General features: G+C 43.8%; 13 protein-coding genes and 1 pseudogene. 10 read left to right on the top strand and 4 right to left on the bottom strand.

Features of this window, described 5'->3' with window-relative positions; genetic code table 11:
- Positions 1-10: 10 nt before the first annotated feature.
- Positions 11-1,132 (bottom strand): aldo/keto reductase, encoded by a 1,122-nt coding sequence (locus VB836_RS21830; protein WP_323222500.1) that lies wholly within the window; start codon positions 1,130-1,132, stop codon positions 11-13.
- A gap of 75 nt (positions 1,133-1,207) precedes the next feature.
- Positions 1,208-1,717 (bottom strand): bifunctional nuclease family protein, encoded by a 510-nt coding sequence (locus VB836_RS21835; protein WP_046278482.1) that lies wholly within the window; start codon positions 1,715-1,717, stop codon positions 1,208-1,210.
- 202 nt (positions 1,718-1,919) lie between these two features.
- Between VB836_RS21835 and VB836_RS21840 the strand changes: the two genes are divergently transcribed.
- From VB836_RS21840 to VB836_RS21850, 3 genes are all read left to right on the top strand, one after another.
- Positions 1,920-2,615, top strand: coding sequence for a riboflavin synthase (locus VB836_RS21840; RefSeq protein WP_323222502.1), 696 nt, complete (start codon positions 1,920-1,922; stop codon positions 2,613-2,615).
- A 208-nt stretch (positions 2,616-2,823) separates the two neighbouring features.
- Positions 2,824-4,554, top strand: coding sequence for an Rqc2 family fibronectin-binding protein (locus VB836_RS21845; protein ID WP_323222504.1), 1,731 nt, complete (start codon positions 2,824-2,826; stop codon positions 4,552-4,554).
- Positions 4,555-4,923: 369 nt separating this feature from the next.
- A complete protein-coding gene (locus tag VB836_RS21850) occupies positions 4,924-5,145 on the top strand; it encodes a hypothetical protein (RefSeq protein WP_323222507.1) in 222 nt (73 codons plus the stop codon).
- 169 nt (positions 5,146-5,314) lie between these two features.
- On the opposite strand, the gene ilvC is transcribed toward VB836_RS21850, so the two are convergent.
- Positions 5,315-6,310: a ketol-acid reductoisomerase gene (ilvC, locus tag VB836_RS21855; protein ID WP_046281897.1), complete on the bottom strand. Its 996-nt coding sequence runs from the start codon at positions 6,308-6,310 to the stop codon at positions 5,315-5,317.
- Between the two features lie 289 nt (positions 6,311-6,599).
- Between ilvC and VB836_RS21860 the strand changes: the two genes are divergently transcribed.
- Together VB836_RS21860 and VB836_RS21865 are read left to right on the top strand one after the other, a co-directional pair.
- On the top strand, positions 6,600-6,989 hold the full coding sequence (locus VB836_RS21860) for a RidA family protein (protein WP_046281896.1): 390 nt from the start codon (positions 6,600-6,602) through the stop codon (positions 6,987-6,989).
- A gap of 383 nt (positions 6,990-7,372) precedes the next feature.
- On the top strand, positions 7,373-7,657 hold the full coding sequence (locus VB836_RS21865; RefSeq protein ID WP_323222509.1) for a hypothetical protein: 285 nt from the start codon (positions 7,373-7,375) through the stop codon (positions 7,655-7,657).
- Between the two features lie 825 nt (positions 7,658-8,482).
- Here the strand turns inward: VB836_RS21865 and VB836_RS21870 are convergent.
- Positions 8,483-8,869 (bottom strand): annotated as a pseudogene (locus tag VB836_RS21870) (RNA-guided endonuclease InsQ/TnpB family protein); the annotation flags it as partial.
- Between the two features lie 153 nt (positions 8,870-9,022).
- On the opposite strand from VB836_RS21870, the gene smc reads away from it, so the two are divergent.
- From smc to VB836_RS21895, 5 genes are all read left to right on the top strand, one after another.
- Complete coding sequence (gene smc / locus VB836_RS21875) at positions 9,023-12,676, top strand: chromosome segregation protein SMC (protein ID WP_323222511.1); 3,654 nt, start codon at positions 9,023-9,025, stop codon at positions 12,674-12,676.
- Between the two features lie 474 nt (positions 12,677-13,150).
- Positions 13,151-14,155: a PRC-barrel domain-containing protein gene (locus VB836_RS21880; protein ID WP_046281390.1), complete on the top strand. Its 1,005-nt coding sequence runs from the start codon at positions 13,151-13,153 to the stop codon at positions 14,153-14,155.
- 86 nt (positions 14,156-14,241) lie between these two features.
- Positions 14,242-14,712: a VOC family protein gene (locus VB836_RS21885; RefSeq protein WP_323222514.1), complete on the top strand. Its 471-nt coding sequence runs from the start codon at positions 14,242-14,244 to the stop codon at positions 14,710-14,712.
- A 151-nt stretch (positions 14,713-14,863) separates the two neighbouring features.
- Entirely contained in the window at positions 14,864-15,847 is a 984-nt protein-coding gene (locus tag VB836_RS21890) for an alpha-ketoacid dehydrogenase subunit beta (protein ID WP_323222516.1), read from the top strand.
- A gap of 299 nt (positions 15,848-16,146) precedes the next feature.
- The coding region (locus VB836_RS21895) for an RNA-guided endonuclease InsQ/TnpB family protein (RefSeq protein ID WP_323222518.1) at positions 16,147-16,708 on the top strand (562 nt) is incomplete at its 3' end.

Here is a 16,708-nt window from a genome sequence, read left to right on the forward strand (position 1 = left end):
TTTCCTAGTTTTATTCCCACAAACGTCGCCCTTCTTTTCCGTTTAAACGTTGATGAGTATCCCTCAGTAACGTTGGAATATCCAACTTTTGCGGACAACGCGGTAAACAGTCCCCACAGTCTGTACAACGGTTTCCCTTGTTTCCAGGGAACCAATGACCCGCATTTTCAAACATTCGATAGCGATATTTTCCAAACTCTGTCATCTCGTAAGCCACGGCTAAATTTCGCAACCGCAACACCTCCGGGATATTAATGGCTTCAGGACAGGGTAAACACTCATAACACTGGCTACACCCTTCACTCCCCAAAACTTCTCCCTGAGTGGCGTCTAAACCGTCTAAAACAGCTTTTTCCTCCTCGGTTAACTCCCCATCTTGATCGGCCACCGTTAATGGCCAATCTAACTCCTTTGGGTTCGCCGCCCCCACGCTTAACGTCGTAATGCGGCGATCGCTGAGTAAAAAGCGATAATTTAACATCAGAGGCGAAAAAGGCTGACACAACTGTTGTAAACGTCGGGATGGAGTATAAAGCTGTCCGCCCTTGTCTGCCGGAGAAATAATAAAAATCCCCATATCATTTTGGGCGGCTAACTCAATAGCTGCTGCATTTCGCTGAAAAAAATAGTAATAATGCAGATTGACAAATTCAAACAAATGTGTATTAATAGCAGCGAGAATCACCTCTAATGGTGCGTGGGTCGAAAAGCCAATGTGCTTGACTCGACCATCCTCAAGAGTCTTCTGCACCCCCGACATTCCCCGTATTGCCAGATCGAGATGTTCCCAGGTATTAATACCATGAAGGGCTAAACAATCGAGGTAATCGAGATTTAGCCGTTCCAAGGATTGATCAACCCCCCGTTCCATCTCGCTCGGATCAGCCGACGGGATAAGTTTTGATGTGATGTAAAGTTGCGATCGCACAACAGGCAACCCAGCTAATAATGCAGCACCCAAATATTGTTCACTATTCCCATACCCTGTTGCCGTCTCGATATGATTAATTCCTTGGGATACTGCCTGCTGCACTGTATGCCTTGCATTGTCCTCAGACGCCAGATATCGCATGGTTCCAAGCGTTAGAACAGAAAGGCGTAGATCGGTTTTACCAAACCGCCGATAACGCATTTTAAAATTCGGATTTTAGATTGAGGAATTGAGCTATATTTTTGTCAATCAAACCATCCATGATCTGAACCCCAATTACTGGGCCTCATCTTTTTTGCGAAAATCGGAACGTTTGATCAGATCTTGCGGACTCAGGTTGGACACAAACTCCCGAAAAGCACGGCGTTCAGCCTCATCAGCCTCCCGATCCACCGGAATAGAAGCATCTGCAACTACTTCTTCCATCACCCAAATGGGGGTATCTGTCCGCAAAGCCAGAGCGATCGCATCACTGGGACGAGCATCAATTTCTTTTTTCAACTCCCCTTGACGCACAATTAAGACAGCATAAAAGGTATTATCTTGCAGGGAGTGAATCACAACCCGTTCCAAGGTCAGATCCCAAGAATCCATCATACTGACGAACAAATCGTGAGTTAACGGTCTGGGAGGTTTATGGTTTTCCAATGCGCCAATAATCGATCTAGCTTGATCCTGACCAATAAAAATAGGCAAGGCACGCCGCTCTGAGGCATCCCTCAAAAGAACGATGGGACTGCGAGTAGCAGCATCTAGCGCGATTCCGGCGACTTTCATTTCAATCATCGACTCAGCCTCGATAGAATACTTTAGGTAAACGAGTAATCAAACCCGTAGACAGAACATCCTGCATTCCAGTATGCCTTGAAATTCCCTGAAATCAACAACAGATTTTTGTTTGACAATCTCACCCGTCAAACTCAGCTTTCAGGCAAAACGTGAATCCAGTTTTATTCACTTAACATTGATCCCCTACTGAAAAAGTGCCATGTTCACAGGATTAATTCAAGCATTGGGGAGAATTTTGCCCCTAAGCGACGAACAGTTTCAAATCTCCTGCGTTTCCGGTCAAACTGATTTAATCTTAGAAGATTTAGCCATCGGTGATAGTGTTGCAGTTAACGGAGTTTGTCTAACTGTCGTCGAAATCATCACCGGGGGTTTTGTCGCTACGGCTTCCCCAGAAACCCTACGTCGGACGACGTTAGGACAGGGTTTAGACGGCTACTTCAACCTTGAAACCTCCCTGCGTGCCGGGAGCAAATTAGGTGGACATTTCGTGACAGGTCATGTTGATGGGATTGGATGTTTACAGTCTTCGGTTCAAACCGCGAGTTCTTGGGAAATGCAGTTTAGCGCCCCTACACAAGCCACCCTATGGCATCAACACATTGCTCCTTTCATTGTTCCCAAAGGCAGTATCGCTATTAACGGTATCAGTCTGACGATAGCCGATTGCGATCGCGAAGGGAACTGGTTTCAAGTTGCTGTTATTCCTCACACTTACAGCCAAACCAATCTAAAGTACCTCAAACCCGGTAGTTGGGTCAATCTCGAAGCGGACATCCTGGGGAAATATGTTGCCAAATTCCTGAGAACTCCTGCCGTTTTCAACGAAATGCCCTCAATTTCTACAATAGAAGATATTACCCCCGAATTTCTCGCTGAACATGGATTTAGTTAAATCAGTGACCAGTGACCAGTGACCCTTCGGGTTCGGTAGTTGCTCCACTTGGGGAGACCCCAAGACCGCACTACCTCACCAGTGACCAGTGAAAACAACTGATAACTGGTAAGGGTGATGAATTACCCCTACAAGACTGATCGCTGATAACTGATAACTGTCTAAACTGGTCACTGATAACTGGTCACTGATAACTGTCTCTTCAATCATGCAACCTGTTGACTACACCACTCTGCTCGCCACTTGTACAGAACTTCGAGAACAATGGCTTCCCGCCCGTCTCGAACAAGTTTATCAACGCGATCGCTTTACCATTTCCCTGCTGTTACGCACGCTTAAGGGTAAAGGATGGCTAGATATTTCTTGGCACCCCCAAGCCGCCCGAATGTGTATCGGTGATCCGCCTCCTCGCGTACCCGATACGTTTACCTTTAGCGATCAACTGCGACATCAGTTAAGCGGTTTAGCCTTAGTTGCGATCGCGGAAGTTTCACCTTGGGAAAGGGTGTTAGACTTGCAATTTGCTAAACGCCCCGGAGAAAGCCCCCTCTGGCATCTCTACGTTGAAGTGATGAGCAAATATAGTAACGTTGTCTTAACGGGACAAGATAACCTAATTGTCACAACAGCACATCAAGTCAGTAGTCAACAGTCGAGTGTTCGCCCGATCCAAACCAGTCAACCTTACGAACTCCCGCCCAGTCTCACCGATCCCATTCCTCGGTTGAGTGAACCTCTAGATCAATGGCAACGACGAGTCAGTTTAATTCCCGGTTCCCTCAAGCGTCAACTCCTCAAAACCTATCGAGGCTTGAGTTCAGCTTTAATTTTAGCAATGGTTCAAGCTGCCGGACTCGATCCTGATCGTTCAACCGATAGCCTCAGCGATGCGGAATGGACTCGTTTATTTGAATGTTGGTGTCAATGGTTAGAAGCCTTAGAAAAATCTAACTTTTATCCCCATTTTACAGAAACCGGATATTCTGTTATTGCTTGGAATCATACCCCAACTCAACCGTCTATTAAAACGGTTCAAGAACTCCTCAACCGTTACTATGTTGCCGAACTTAACCAACAAGACTTTCAGCAACTCCGCCATCAAATTAGCCAAAAACTCAACAATCTTCTCAGTAAATTACGCCAAAAAGCTGACGGGTTTATTCAACGTCTCAAACAATCCGACAACGCTGACAGCTACCGCACCCAAGCAGATTTATTAATGGCTTCTCTGCATGAATGGAAACCCGGAATGACCAATATAATCTTATCAGATTTTGAAACCGGAGAACCCGTTAAAATTCCCCTCGAACCCGAAAAAAATGCCGTTCAAAATGCCCAAGCCTATTATAAACGCCATCAAAAGTTAAAACGGGCGAGAATAGCCGTTGAACCGCTTTTAGCCGAAGTAAAAGCCGAAATTGATTATTTAGAACAAGTCGAAGCCGCGATCGCTCAAATTGAATCTTATCAAACCTCAGAAGATTTACAAACTCTCGCAGAAATTCGCGACGAACTCACCCAACAAGGCTATTTTAATACACCCGGTTATCAAAATCGAGCAACCACTGAAACCGAATTTCATCGGTATAAAACCCCTACTGGTTTTGAATTATTAGTTGGACGAAATAACCGCCAAAATGATTTATTGACTTCAAAAATTGCAGGAGATTATGACTTGTGGTTTCATAGCCAGGAAATTCCCGGAAGCCATGTATTGTTACGACTCAGCGCCGGGGACGTCCCCGAAGAAAAAGATTTGCAGTTTGTAGCGAATTTAACAGCATATCATAGCCGCGCTCGTCAGAGTGAACAGGTTCCCGTGATTTATACAAAACCCAAACACGTCTATAAACCCAAAGGATCAAAACCCGGAATGGTTATCTATAAGCATGAAACCGTGATCTGGGGGAATCCTCAAGCGGCGATCGCCAAGCCATAGACTGCTGAAACGATACCCCAACACCCTACTTCTAGAGGATGAGTGAAAATACTATCGGAAAAATTGGTGTTTTTTGTTACAATCGAGAATTAGGGAGATTTGAGAACTCCAACCCGCAGGTTGCATGGGAACGCACCTCCTGGGTTAGCCTCAAATCGAAACAACAACGGTGCTTTTCATTGTGATAAAAGACCAGTTTCGGCTGGTCTTTTTTATTTTAATGCTTAAATCTCAATCTGAGTTCAACCTTTTGACAGAAACCGACGTGACGAGTTTGATCTCAATATAGAGAACCCATCTCAGATAGACATCTGCTGATTACAATATTGATTAGATAGACTTTAGCCTAAACCCCTATAAACCAAAAATATGAATCCTAAAAAACTACTGGGTATTTTGTTCTTACTGTTAGTCGCTATTTTTATCACATCCGGCGATACCTATGAGTTTCTCCCCAAACCCGCTAGAGAAGCCAGCGTCAAAAGTCGAGAATTCATCGTTGGTTTATGGCCCGATTGGTTAAGACCAAGAGACCTAGATGCCCAACGAGAGAAAGAAATTGAACAATTACAAAAAGGAGGAGGCAAGTAAACAGTGAACAGTTTACAGTGACCAGTTTACAGTTACCAGTTACCAGTTACCAGTGATAACTTAAAAGCTGGTCACTGTTTACTGTAAACTGTAAACTGTAAAAGCTGGTCACTGTTTACTGTAAACTGTAAACTGTTCTTAACCCGCCCCTACACCCAACTTCTGCCTTTTATTTTTTCTTCAGCCAGCTAAACATCGCCCGTAAATCTTTTCCGACGGCTTCGATGGGATGTTCTGCTTCTTTGCGACGCATCGCAGTAAACCCAGGTTTACCCGATTGATTTTCTAAGACAAACTCTCGCGCAAATTGACCAGTTTGAATCTCTTTCAAAATTTTACGCATTTCTGCGCGCGTTTCATCAGTAATAATCCGGGGGCCGCGTGTATAATCGCCGTATTCTGCTGTGTTAGAAATACTATCGCGCATATTAGCTAAACCGCCCTCAACCACCAAGTCAACTATTAATTTAACTTCGTGTAAGCATTCAAAATAAGCCAATTCCGGCTGATAACCCGCCTCTACCAACGTCTCAAACCCCGATTTGATCAATTCACTCAAACCACCACACAACACCACCTGTTCCCCAAATAAATCGGTTTCAGTTTCTTCGCGGAATGTGGTTTGTAAAATTCCCCCTCTAGTTCCACCAATCCCTTTAGCATAAGCCATTGCGCGATCGCGAGCTTGACCGGAAGCATCTTGATACACCGCAAACAAACAAGGTACCCCTTGTCCTTCTTGATAAGTCCGACGAACGAGATGACCAGGGCCTTTGGGCGCCACCATAATCACGTCTACTTCCGGTGGGGGGACAACTTGACCAAAATGAATATTAAAGCCATGAGCAAAGGCTACAATTTTACCAGCGCCCAGATGGGGTTCAATTTCAGTTTTGTAAACGGTTTTCTGGACTTCATCCGGCAGCAGAATCATAATCAAGTCTGCTACTTCTGCGGCTTTGTCTACTGGATGAACCGTCAACCCCTCATCTTTGGCTTTGAGGGCGGACTTGCTACCCGGATACAGCCCAACGACTACGTTTAAGCCACTATCTTTGAGGTTGAGGGCGTGGGCGTGACCTTGGGAACCATAACCAATAATTGCAATTGTTTTATCTGCCAGTAAATCTAGATTGGCATCTGCATCATAATACATCCGAGCCATAGTGGGGATCTCCTATCCTAACTTGTGAGGGGGGAAGTGCAAAACTTTTATCCTATCACAAGTCGGTCACACACTTAAGGAGTAAACAATATAGCAATTCTATTTAATTTTTAAACTGACTTCGGTGCGTTACTAGAGATTGAATCGCACTTTGAGTCAATCACCCTATTGTAACGCACCCTAATCATCTATCACAAGTCGGTGACGCCATTTAAAGATTCAACAATAGGATAAAATCAATAAACCTGAAGAATCAAAATTTGAAGCTTTTCTATCGCAATTATTAACCATGTTAGAGTACATTACCCTACCTGATAATATTTTACCGCCTGTTGCACCCTATTCTCATGCAGTTCGAGCGGGAGATTTTCTCTTTGTTACCGGACAGCTTGCTGAAGATCCCAATACAGGAGAAATCATCAAAGGAAGTATTGAAGAACAAACCCGACAAGTCATGGAAAATTTGCGGTTAGTTCTTGAACAAGCTGGAACAAATTTTGATCGCGTTGTCATGTCACGAATTTTTTTAAGTGATTTTCGCTATTATCAAAGTGTTAATTCAATTTATGCGTCTTATTTTGACTCAAAACGTTTACCCAGTCGTACAACAGTCGGTGTTCTCGGTCTTGCCAATTTCGGTGATATTGAGATTGATTTGATTGTTTATTGTGGAGATTAATCCGATTGCCAGGCAGATGCCCACTACCCCAAGTAACAGAAGTCAAAACCAAAAGCGTTTAAGGGATCAGCTACATACGATACAAATCTGGGGTTAAATTGAGAAAAAACAGTTAAGTTCTATCAACTTATGTAAAGTTGTTTATGATTTTCTTTTACCAAAAAATTTTAAAATATCCTTGAATACCTAGAGGAGACTGAACTTAAAGGATTTTACAGAGTGGATTGAGCAGTTTACAGTTCGCAAACTCCTGTTAAGTCTTATTTCAGCTTTACGAATTGAATGGATAACCAGGGTAATTTATGATTCATACTAGAAGAAAGACACTCAATTGATTTATGTAGTGTCTCACTGTTAAATCTATTTTGATAAACCTTGCTGATATGAGACGACCTTCACAATTAACCCGGTTAATTTGGGACTTCTACCGTGAAAATCACGAAGAATTGCAACGGCTTCAACCCTTAGCAAAATGCAAAGTCTATCGACGTTGGGGTGTGTTGCATATCCAGTGTGTTAATCAAGACATCGCTGATCTGATGACGGCTTCCCAAAATATTCTAAGAGAACCGATTTCTCAGATGCGTCTTGCCCAAAAAATAAAAATCTCTGTTAAAAACATGACAGTAGCTTTACTGGATGTCAAACCCGATAGAATCATTGCTTGAAAGACTTTATCTGCGTTCAACTCCTGCAATCTAGAACGGTTGCAGGCTTTAATTAAATAATCAACAGCAAACTAAAAACTGTTAATCTCTAAAATTTTAAAGAAATTCTCCTGAACTTGTCAATCAAGAACAGAAAGAGAACTCAGTAGATGCACCCTGATCAAATTCCCTTGGCGAAAGCTAGGGGATTTTTTTGTTCTAAATTTGACATAAAACTTTCACAATTTAGTCACAATCAACTTAACTTGATACCGTAAAACATTCTGCAAATCATCCGGAAACCCCTTGATATTAACCGAAAAACAGAACAGGAGTAGATGCACCCCGATCAATTAGCCCTCAGCTTAGTCTGAGGGTTTTTTTCAGTGAACAGTCAACAGTGACCAGTGACCAGTCAATAGAAACCGGGTTTTTAATCCAACTGTGCCTCGAAAAATAGAAAACCGCTATATTTTCCCAGAAATAACCTAAATGAAATTTAATAAAATATCCGGAACCTATCCAACAATATCAGAAGTAAATAGATGAGTAGATGCACCCTGATGGTTATCCCCTAGCTTCGGTTAGGGGTTTTTTTTGAGATGATAACTGACCCTATGATTGACATATTTTTGACAGAAAATGAGAAGAACTCAAAAGACTATTCTAAACCTTCCGGAATCGCCTCAACCTCCACAGAAAACAGAATTCAGTAGATGCACCCTGATCAATAATCCCTCAGCCTTCGCTGGGGGATTTTTTTCACAACAGAAGTCAATCTTAGTGTCTTCGTGTCTTCGTGTTTCTGCTGCTTTATAAAACTGATATAACACGGTATAAACCGTGTTAATGTTTATTTCCTGCATCACCCCGGACTGTCAGCAGCACCCGGTCAGACAGGCATTTCACCAAGAAGCCCTCGGCATAACCTTCTAAATTCAGGCTGGCATTCAAATCGCGGTCAATGCTTACACCGCAATTATTACAGTTGAAAACTCGTTCTTTCAGAGCTATTTCTTGAACGTGACCGCAATTTGAACAGGTCTTAGTTGACGGATAGAATCTATCAGCAAACACTACTCTTGAACCGTACCACTCGGACTTATACTCGACTTGGCGGCGAATTTCATAGAGAGCAGAATCAGCAATAGCACCCGCTAACTTATGATTTTTTAACATCCCAGAAACATTCAAATCCTCTAACCCGATGACTGCGTGGTTTTTGCATAGCCATGAGGTGAGTCTGTTATCTTACAGATAGTACCGTGTTGTACCATAAATTGTCAACTAAGTTACTGCTCTGTGCGATCGCGAATTGGACGGCGACTGTGCTACCCTGTTGAAGATAAACACAAAGTTAGGCACAGATACAGTTCCAAAGCGTACATGGTTCACATCAAGCGCGTAGAACTCACGAATTTCAAATCTTTTGGGGGAACGACAGAGATACCGTTGTTACCCGGTTTTACAGTGGTTTCTGGGCCAAACGGTTCGGGAAAGTCAAATATCCTTGATGCGTTACTGTTTGCGTTAGGACTGTCTTCGTCTAAAGGAATGCGGGCGGAACGTTTACCGGATTTAGTTAATAACACCCAAAGCCGCAAAACCACCGTTGAAACGCGCGTTACCGTGACTTTTGATCTTTCTGAAGATAGCCATTTATGGTCAGCCATGCAGCGTAATGGGAAGTTCTACGCAGACGATGAACTCGAAGAATTAGAAACCGATCAACCTCAAGAAACCAACGGTTCCCAAGTCGATGAACCCCCCAAAACCTATGGTTTAACGCCGGAATGGACTGTTACGCGGAAACTGCGAGTGACGAAACAGGGAACTTACACTTCTACCTACTATATCAACGGAGAAGCCTGTACTCAAACCGAACTCCACGAACAACTGAATCATCTCCGAGTCTACCCGGAAGGTTATAACGTCGTACTGCAAGGGGATGTTACCAGTATTATTACCATGAAACCCCGTGAACGTCGAGAAATTATTGATGAGTTGGCGGGAGTGGCGCAATTTGATCGTAAAATTTCCTTAGCTAAAGAGAAGTTAGATACGGTTAAAGAAAGAGAAGAACGCAGTCGTATTGTAGAACAAGAATTAATCGCCCAACGCGATCGCCTCAACAAAGATCGAGTCAAAGCGGAAAAATATCAAAAATTGCGAGATGAGTTTCAAGAAAAAACCCAATGGGAAGCGGTTTTAAATTATCAAACGTTGCAAAAACAAACCTTTCGACTGCGAGAACAAATTGAAGCAGGCGATCGCTCTTTAACTGAACTCAATGAAAATCTTAACCAACAAACCAGCCAAATTCAACAGACGACAACTGAACTGGAACAGTTAAACGCCCGTGTTAAAGCAATGGGTGAACAAGAATTAATTGATTTACAAACTATCTTAGCAAAACAAGAAGCTGAATATCGACAATTTCAACAACGCCAACGGGAAACTGAAGCAGCCGTTAAAAACACCCAAAGTCAGATTCAACAAACCCAAGAAGAACGACAAAATTATCAACAAACTCTAGAAACTATTGCTTCTCAGCGACAAGTTGAAACGCACAATTTACAAGTTCGGACGACTGAACGCGATCACGTTCAACAAAGTCTAAATCAAACTCGTCAAGCGGCGAGTCAAGTCGCCCAACAAGCTGAAGCCTGGATGCAGCAACAAACTGATTTGCATCATCAGATAGAAACCCTGCAAAAAACGCTCAATCCCCAACGCACAGAACAGGCTAAACTCACAGAACGAGTTAATCAACTGCAACGTCAAATTAATGAGCAGCAACAGTCGTTAGTTTCTACACAACAGCAATTAGAAACGGCTCAAACGGAAGTCAAACAAGCTCAAGAACAGCGAGAAAATGCTGATCAGCAAACGGAAACGTTAGCTCAAATTGTTGCACAAGCAGAACAAGAATTGCAACTGCAACAAGACACTCAAACGCGACTTTTACGAGAACAAAGAGAAGCCCAACGTCAACTTGATAAACTCGAAGCCCAACAACAAGCCCAACAAGAAGCCACCGGAAGTTATGCAACAAAAGTGATCGCCCAGTCAGGGCTTCCAGGGGTTTGTGGGTTAGTTTGTCAGTTGGGGAGAGTTGAACCTGACTATCAATTAGCATTAGAAATAGCCGCAGGGGGACGTTTAGGAAATTTAGTGGTAGAAGATGATGGGGTAGCGGCTGCGGGAATTGAACTTTTAAAGCGTCAAAAAGCGGGGAGAATTACCTTTTTACCGTTGAATAAAATTCGCCCTAATACTTCAGGGATGGGGAATTTATCGACAATGCGATCGCTAGAAGGGTTTATTGATTTGGCGGTGAATTTGATTGAATGCGATCGCCAATATGAAAATATTTTCGCCTATGTTTTTGGAAATACGATGGTGTTTAATAATCTTAATAATGCCCGTCGTTATCTGGGTCAGCATCGCATGGTAACATTAGATGGGGAGTTATTAGAACCTAGTGGAGCGATGACGGGGGGAAGTCAAGGTTCACGTTCTACGCTGCATTTTGGAACGTTGGATGAAACGACTTCAGAAAGTCAAGCGATCGCGAATTTGCGTCAGCGCTTAGATGAAATTGAACGAATTTTAGAACGGTGTATGCGGGCTATTTCTGATGCAACAATTACTGTAAAAGAACGTTCTCAAGCGTTAATAGAAGCTCGTCAAACCTTGCGAGATAATCAACAAAAAGTCAGTCAAATTGAGTCAGAAATTAAAAACTCAACCAGCCAACAAGAGAGTTTACAAACTCAACTGAATCAAAATATTCAAGAACTGAATACCGCCCAAGCAAGGCTACAAATTTTAGAAAGAGAGATTCCGTTTCAAGAGAAACAATTAGAACGCGATCGCGAAACCTTAGCCCAGCTAGAAGCCGCCCACAGCCACAGTGAATGGCAACAGCTACAAACCCTATTGCGATCGCAAGAAACCGACTTACAGGCTCAAGAAACTGCCTTACAGCAAGTTCAGCAACGGTTAATCGAGTTAGATAACCAACAGCAACGCATCGAAGAAAAAATCGAAGAAGGAAAACAAAAAATAGAAGATTATCAAGAGCAACAACATCTACAAAATCATCAAATTCGAGAAATAAAACAACAGATTACAATCCTACAAGAACAAATTGCTCAAACGCAAGCATCAGTCGTCAAAGTAGAAGCCCGTTTAGGAGAAGAAAAACAACAGCGAGATCAAGTAGAAACTCGTTTGAGAGAACAACATCTCGCCAAACAACAGTTAGAATGGCAAATTCAAAAACTGCAAGAAACCCAACAAGGACGACGGGAACAACTGGCGATCAAACAAGAACAATTAACCAATCAAAAAGCAGAACTTAGCGATCCGTTACCCGAAATTCCTGAAAATTTGGATCTAGCTTCTTTACAGCGAGAATTAAAAGCCCTGCAAAAACAAATGGAAGCCTTAGAACCCGTTAATATGTTAGCCTTAGAAGAATATGAACGCACCCAAACCCGCCTGGAAGAATTAAGCCAAAAATTAGCAACCTTAGAAGGGGAACGAACAGAACTCCTATTGAGGATTGAAAACTTCACCACCCTGCGACAACGGGCCTTTCAAGAAGCCTTTGATGCCGTGAATGAGAATTTTCAAAGCATCTTCGCCGACTTGTCCGATGGCGACGGTTATCTGCAAATTGATGATCCAGAAGATCCGTTTAATAGCGGTTTAAACCTGATCGCCCACCCCAAAGGAAAGCCCGTCCAACGGTTGGCGTCCATGTCAGGGGGGGAAAAGTCCCTAACTGCCCTGAGTTTTATATTCTCCTTGCAGCGTTATCGGCCCTCTCCGTTTTATGCTTTTGATGAAGTCGATATGTTTTTAGACGGGGCAAATGTGGAGCGATTAGCTAGAATGATTAAAAGACAAGCACAACAAGCTCAGTTTATTGTTGTGAGTTTGCGCCGACCCATGATGGAAGCATCAGAGCGGACAATTGGAGTGACTCAAGCCAGGGGAGCCTACACACAGGTGTTAGGAATTAAGATCTAGAGGTTCCCGTTTTTATTGCTGGAGCGTAAAACCCTGTCCCGCAAGTGGAGCGGGGATGTAAGCGAGCCAGAGTCTCTGGTACAATACGAATACCTATCACCAGACTAGACATTTCTTGACTGCAACTTGGTATGTTGGAGAACAGGAAAAAGTGGTTTGTCCGTGACGATAGAAGTGGTCAAAGACCAGCCCCGATGACTGTTCGGGATGCCCCAGGAGTGGGAAGAACAGAAACTTCTTCTCTCTACTGCTAGTCAGACGGAGAGACAGGGTACTGTCAATTACCCCTATGCGACAGATCCGAAGTGGTCTAGTTGCAAGCCACATCCCCTTGTGGGTGGGGCATTTGACCAGTTAGTGCATTGAGATCTTAAAAAGATTCAGAGCCAGTCAAAAATCAGTCACTCGGGATTACCGCTTGCGGTTTGCGTAGAGTAATATGTATGTTTAAATTGCATCTAGATTTGGCCAAGCATGACATTTGAAACTATCCGCCAACGCTCCGAGCTTCTCGGCACTCAAGTGATTACCCGTGATAGAGGCAAGCGTCTCGGGGTTGTGAGTCAATTATGGGTAGATGTAGACCAGCGTGAGATTGTAGCAATTGGACTCCGAGACAACTTTTTGGCAGTCGCAGGTTTGCCAAAATATATGTATCTCAGCAGTGTCCGTGAAATCGGCGATGTGATCTTGGTGGATGATGAAAGAGTCCTCGAAGAAGAAATAGACGTCGAAGCTTACAGCACTCTGATTAACAGCGAAGTAATCACCGAAACCGGAGAACCATTAGGTCGAGTTCGAGGGTTTAAGTTTGATCCGCTCAATGGGAAGCTGATCTCGATTATTATTGCCTCTATCGGCATTCCCCAAATTCCCGATCAGATTCTCAGCACCTACGAACTCTCCATTGATGAGATTGTTAGTAGTGGCCCCAACCGTTTGATTGTTTTTGAAGGTTCAGAAGAACGACTCCAGCAGCTAACAGTCGGAGTCCTTGAACGCATGGGATTGGGAGAAGCCCCTTGGGAAAAAGAAGAGGAGGGAATGTATTATCCTCCCACAGTTAAACCTGCTAACCAGTTAGGTAAAGGCACTCCTCAAACCGTTCCCCAGCGTGACTACCAACAAACAGCCCCCGTCGTTGAGCAAGTGTGGGAAGATGAACCCGAATGGCAAGAACCGATCCCTTCTAAGCCTTTACGTCAGCCCCAAACTGTCTATGATGACTACGAAGAAGATAATTGGTCTGATGTCGAAGGGGGTGAATACGATGAGCGCTACTCTGAGCGAGAGTACGTTCCTCTAGAACCTGCCTATGACGATCAACGCTACACCGCTCGTGAGTATGAATACGAAGATGATGTAGAATCTGATGCCTGGGCTGATGATGAAACACCCAAGCCTTATCAACCGCCGAGGGTGAATATCCCGGAGAAGAAAAAAATGCCGGAATATGAGGAAGAACCCGGAGGTTACTAAGCGTTTAGACCTGAGATTTTAGAGGGTAGATGCAGCATTAACGGCTCAACTCTCAACCTCCTGGCTTCTATCTACTGAGTAAACTCATGTCTTCTACCCCAGTTTCATCTCCACTTACCCTCAAGCCTGGAAGTCTGCGTCGCGTTCATCATATTGCCTTAAATGTCGTGAACTTGCAGGCTTCTAGGCACTTCTATGGAACGATTCTCGGCTTACACGAACTCACAGGCGATCAAGTCCCCAGTACGCTGAAATCTCTAGTTGAGGCGGGAAAAGTCGCTAATTTTATCACGCCGGATGGCACTGTAATTGACCTATTCGCTCAACCTCAGCTTCACCCCCCTGATCCTGACCCCCAGCAAGCTTTTACCCGGGCGAATCATCTGGCGTTTGATATTGACCCGCAGTTATTTGATCATGCGGTTGAAGTGTTGCATCAACATCAAATCCCTGTAGATAGCGGCCCCGTGAGTCGCCCGACAGGACGGGGGATCTATTTTTATGACCCTGATGGCTTTATCATTGAAATTCGCTGTGACCCCAATGAGCAGGTCTAATTTTTCAAAGAGTCAGTCAACCTCATGTTATGCTATGCTGATAAGCTTATCTAAATAATTAAACCAGTCCGGGTGCAATTGTTCTGTCAGTCCCAACATTCAAGGGCGTTCTTCAATTGACACTTCGGTTAAATCATACACTTTAACTCAGATGGCACCAACCCTTTTGTTTAATGCGCTGCGTCAGGCTATTGATGAAGAAATGGCTCGTGATCCCTCCGTATTGGTCTTAGGAGAAGATGTCGGTCACTATGGCGGTTCCTATAAGGTAACGAAAGACCTTTACCAAAAATACGGAGATCTGCGGGTTCTCGATACTCCCATTGCTGAAAATAGCTTTACAGGGATGGCTGTTGGGGCGGCGATGACGGGACTGCGACCGATCATTGAAGGCATGAACATGGGGTTTTTGCTCCTGGCTTTTAACCAAATTGCCAACAATGCCGGGATGTTGCGTTATACTTCAGGCGGAAACTTTACCATGCCTTTGGTGATTCGGGGGCCAGGTGGAGTCGGACGTCAACTCGGGGCCGAACATTCCCAACGCTTAGAAGCCTATTTTCAGGGCGTTCCCGGTTTAAAAATTGTGGCTTGTTCAACCCCCTACAACGCTAAAGGTCTTCTCAAGTCAGCCATTCGCGATAATAACCCCGTTTTATTCTTTGAACACGTTCTCCTCTACAACCTCAAAGACGAGTTACCTGAAGAAGAATATCTCGTCCCCATTGACAAGGCGGAAGTCGTGCGGAGCGGGAAGGATATTACCATTTTGACTTATTCGCGAATGCGTCATCACGTCATGCAAGCGGTGCCGACCTTGATTAAAAAAGGTTACGATCCTGAAGTGATTGATTTGATCTCCCTCAAACCCCTAGATTTTGACACCATTGGAGAATCCATTCGCAAAACTCATCAGGTGATTGTGGTGGAAGAGTGTATGAAAACAGGCGGAATTGGGGCGGAATTAGTCGCCTCTATTAACGAACGTCTCTTTGATGAACTTGATGCTCCGGTTTTGCGGTTGTCTTCCCAAGATATTCCCACCCCTTACAATGGAGCGCTAGAACGATTAACCATTGTACAACCTGAGCAAATTGTCGAAGCCGTTGAGAAGATGCTCAGTAAGCAAATCTAAGCGGTTGCGATCGCGCATCACTTCACATCGGTAAACTCCAAAAACCCGGTTTCTTTGAGAAAGCGGGTTGTTTCTATCTTAACGGGGGGGCTGGGGGGCTATAGCACTACCCCCATAATCTTTGATTTGGGGGTAGGTACATGGACACCCCAGGTAAAAAGCGAGGCATTCGACCTGTCCGCTTTTTACAATCTCCGTATCAATTGTTAAACTTAATGACATAGAATTAAAACCACCATGTGTTAGTATTCGAGGCTAAATTACGAGGGACAGACGAGCAGTACGCCATCTTAGATGAGATGATTCGTACTGCCCGTTTCGTGCGTAATAGTTGCCTGAGATACTGGATGGATAACAAAAGGGTCAACAGGTATGATTTGAACAAGTATTGCAAAATACTCAGAGAACAATTTGAATGGTGCAAAAAACTTTCAGCGCAAGCCTGTCAAGCTAGTGCTGAAAGAGCTTGGAGTGCTATTGCTAGATTCTTTGATAATTGCAAGAAAAAGGTTCCGGGTAAGAAAGGCTTCCCACGTTTTAAGAAACATCGAACACACGGCTCAGTCGAGTACAAGGTTGATGGATGGGTGTTATCGGATGACCGATTAACCATTACATTTAGGGATGGCTTTAAGGCTGGAACTTTTAATATGTGGGGAACTCGCGATTTGCATTTTTACCAGAAAGAGCAAATTAAGCGCGTTCGTGTCGTGCGTCGAGCCGATGGATATTACGTTCAGTTTTCCATCGACCAAGAGCGAAATGAACAACATAAACCCACAAATCGGATGGTAGGCATAGATGTTGGTTTAAACTATTTCTACACTGACTCTGATGGTAAAAAAGTAGAAAACCCTCGGT

Source organism: Limnoraphis robusta BA-68 BA1 (assembly GCF_034932365.1).
GTDB classification, from domain to species: Bacteria; Cyanobacteriota; Cyanobacteriia; order Cyanobacteriales; family Microcoleaceae; genus Capilliphycus; species Capilliphycus robustus.

What these genes read in the sequence shown, in the direction of transcription:
- VB836_RS21830 (WP_323222500.1), bottom strand. Translation starts at nt 1,132, where the DNA reads ATGCGTTATCGGCGGTTTGGTAAAACCGATCTACGCCTTTCTGTTCTA.
- VB836_RS21835 (WP_046278482.1), bottom strand. Translation starts at nt 1,717, where the DNA reads ATGATTGAAATGAAAGTCGCCGGAATCGCGCTAGATGCTGCTACTCGC.
- VB836_RS21840 (WP_323222502.1), top strand. Translation starts at nt 1,920, where the DNA reads ATGTTCACAGGATTAATTCAAGCATTGGGGAGAATTTTGCCCCTAAGC.
- VB836_RS21845 (WP_323222504.1), top strand. Translation starts at nt 2,824, where the DNA reads ATGCAACCTGTTGACTACACCACTCTGCTCGCCACTTGTACAGAACTT.
- VB836_RS21850 (WP_323222507.1), top strand. Translation starts at nt 4,924, where the DNA reads ATGAATCCTAAAAAACTACTGGGTATTTTGTTCTTACTGTTAGTCGCT.
- ilvC (WP_046281897.1), bottom strand. Translation starts at nt 6,310, where the DNA reads ATGGCTCGGATGTATTATGATGCAGATGCCAATCTAGATTTACTGGCA.
- VB836_RS21860 (WP_046281896.1), top strand. Translation starts at nt 6,600, where the DNA reads ATGTTAGAGTACATTACCCTACCTGATAATATTTTACCGCCTGTTGCA.
- VB836_RS21865 (WP_323222509.1), top strand. Translation starts at nt 7,373, where the DNA reads ATGAGACGACCTTCACAATTAACCCGGTTAATTTGGGACTTCTACCGT.
- smc (WP_323222511.1), top strand. Translation starts at nt 9,023, where the DNA reads ATGGTTCACATCAAGCGCGTAGAACTCACGAATTTCAAATCTTTTGGG.
- VB836_RS21880 (WP_046281390.1), top strand. Translation starts at nt 13,151, where the DNA reads ATGACATTTGAAACTATCCGCCAACGCTCCGAGCTTCTCGGCACTCAA.
- VB836_RS21885 (WP_323222514.1), top strand. Translation starts at nt 14,242, where the DNA reads ATGTCTTCTACCCCAGTTTCATCTCCACTTACCCTCAAGCCTGGAAGT.
- VB836_RS21890 (WP_323222516.1), top strand. Translation starts at nt 14,864, where the DNA reads ATGGCACCAACCCTTTTGTTTAATGCGCTGCGTCAGGCTATTGATGAA.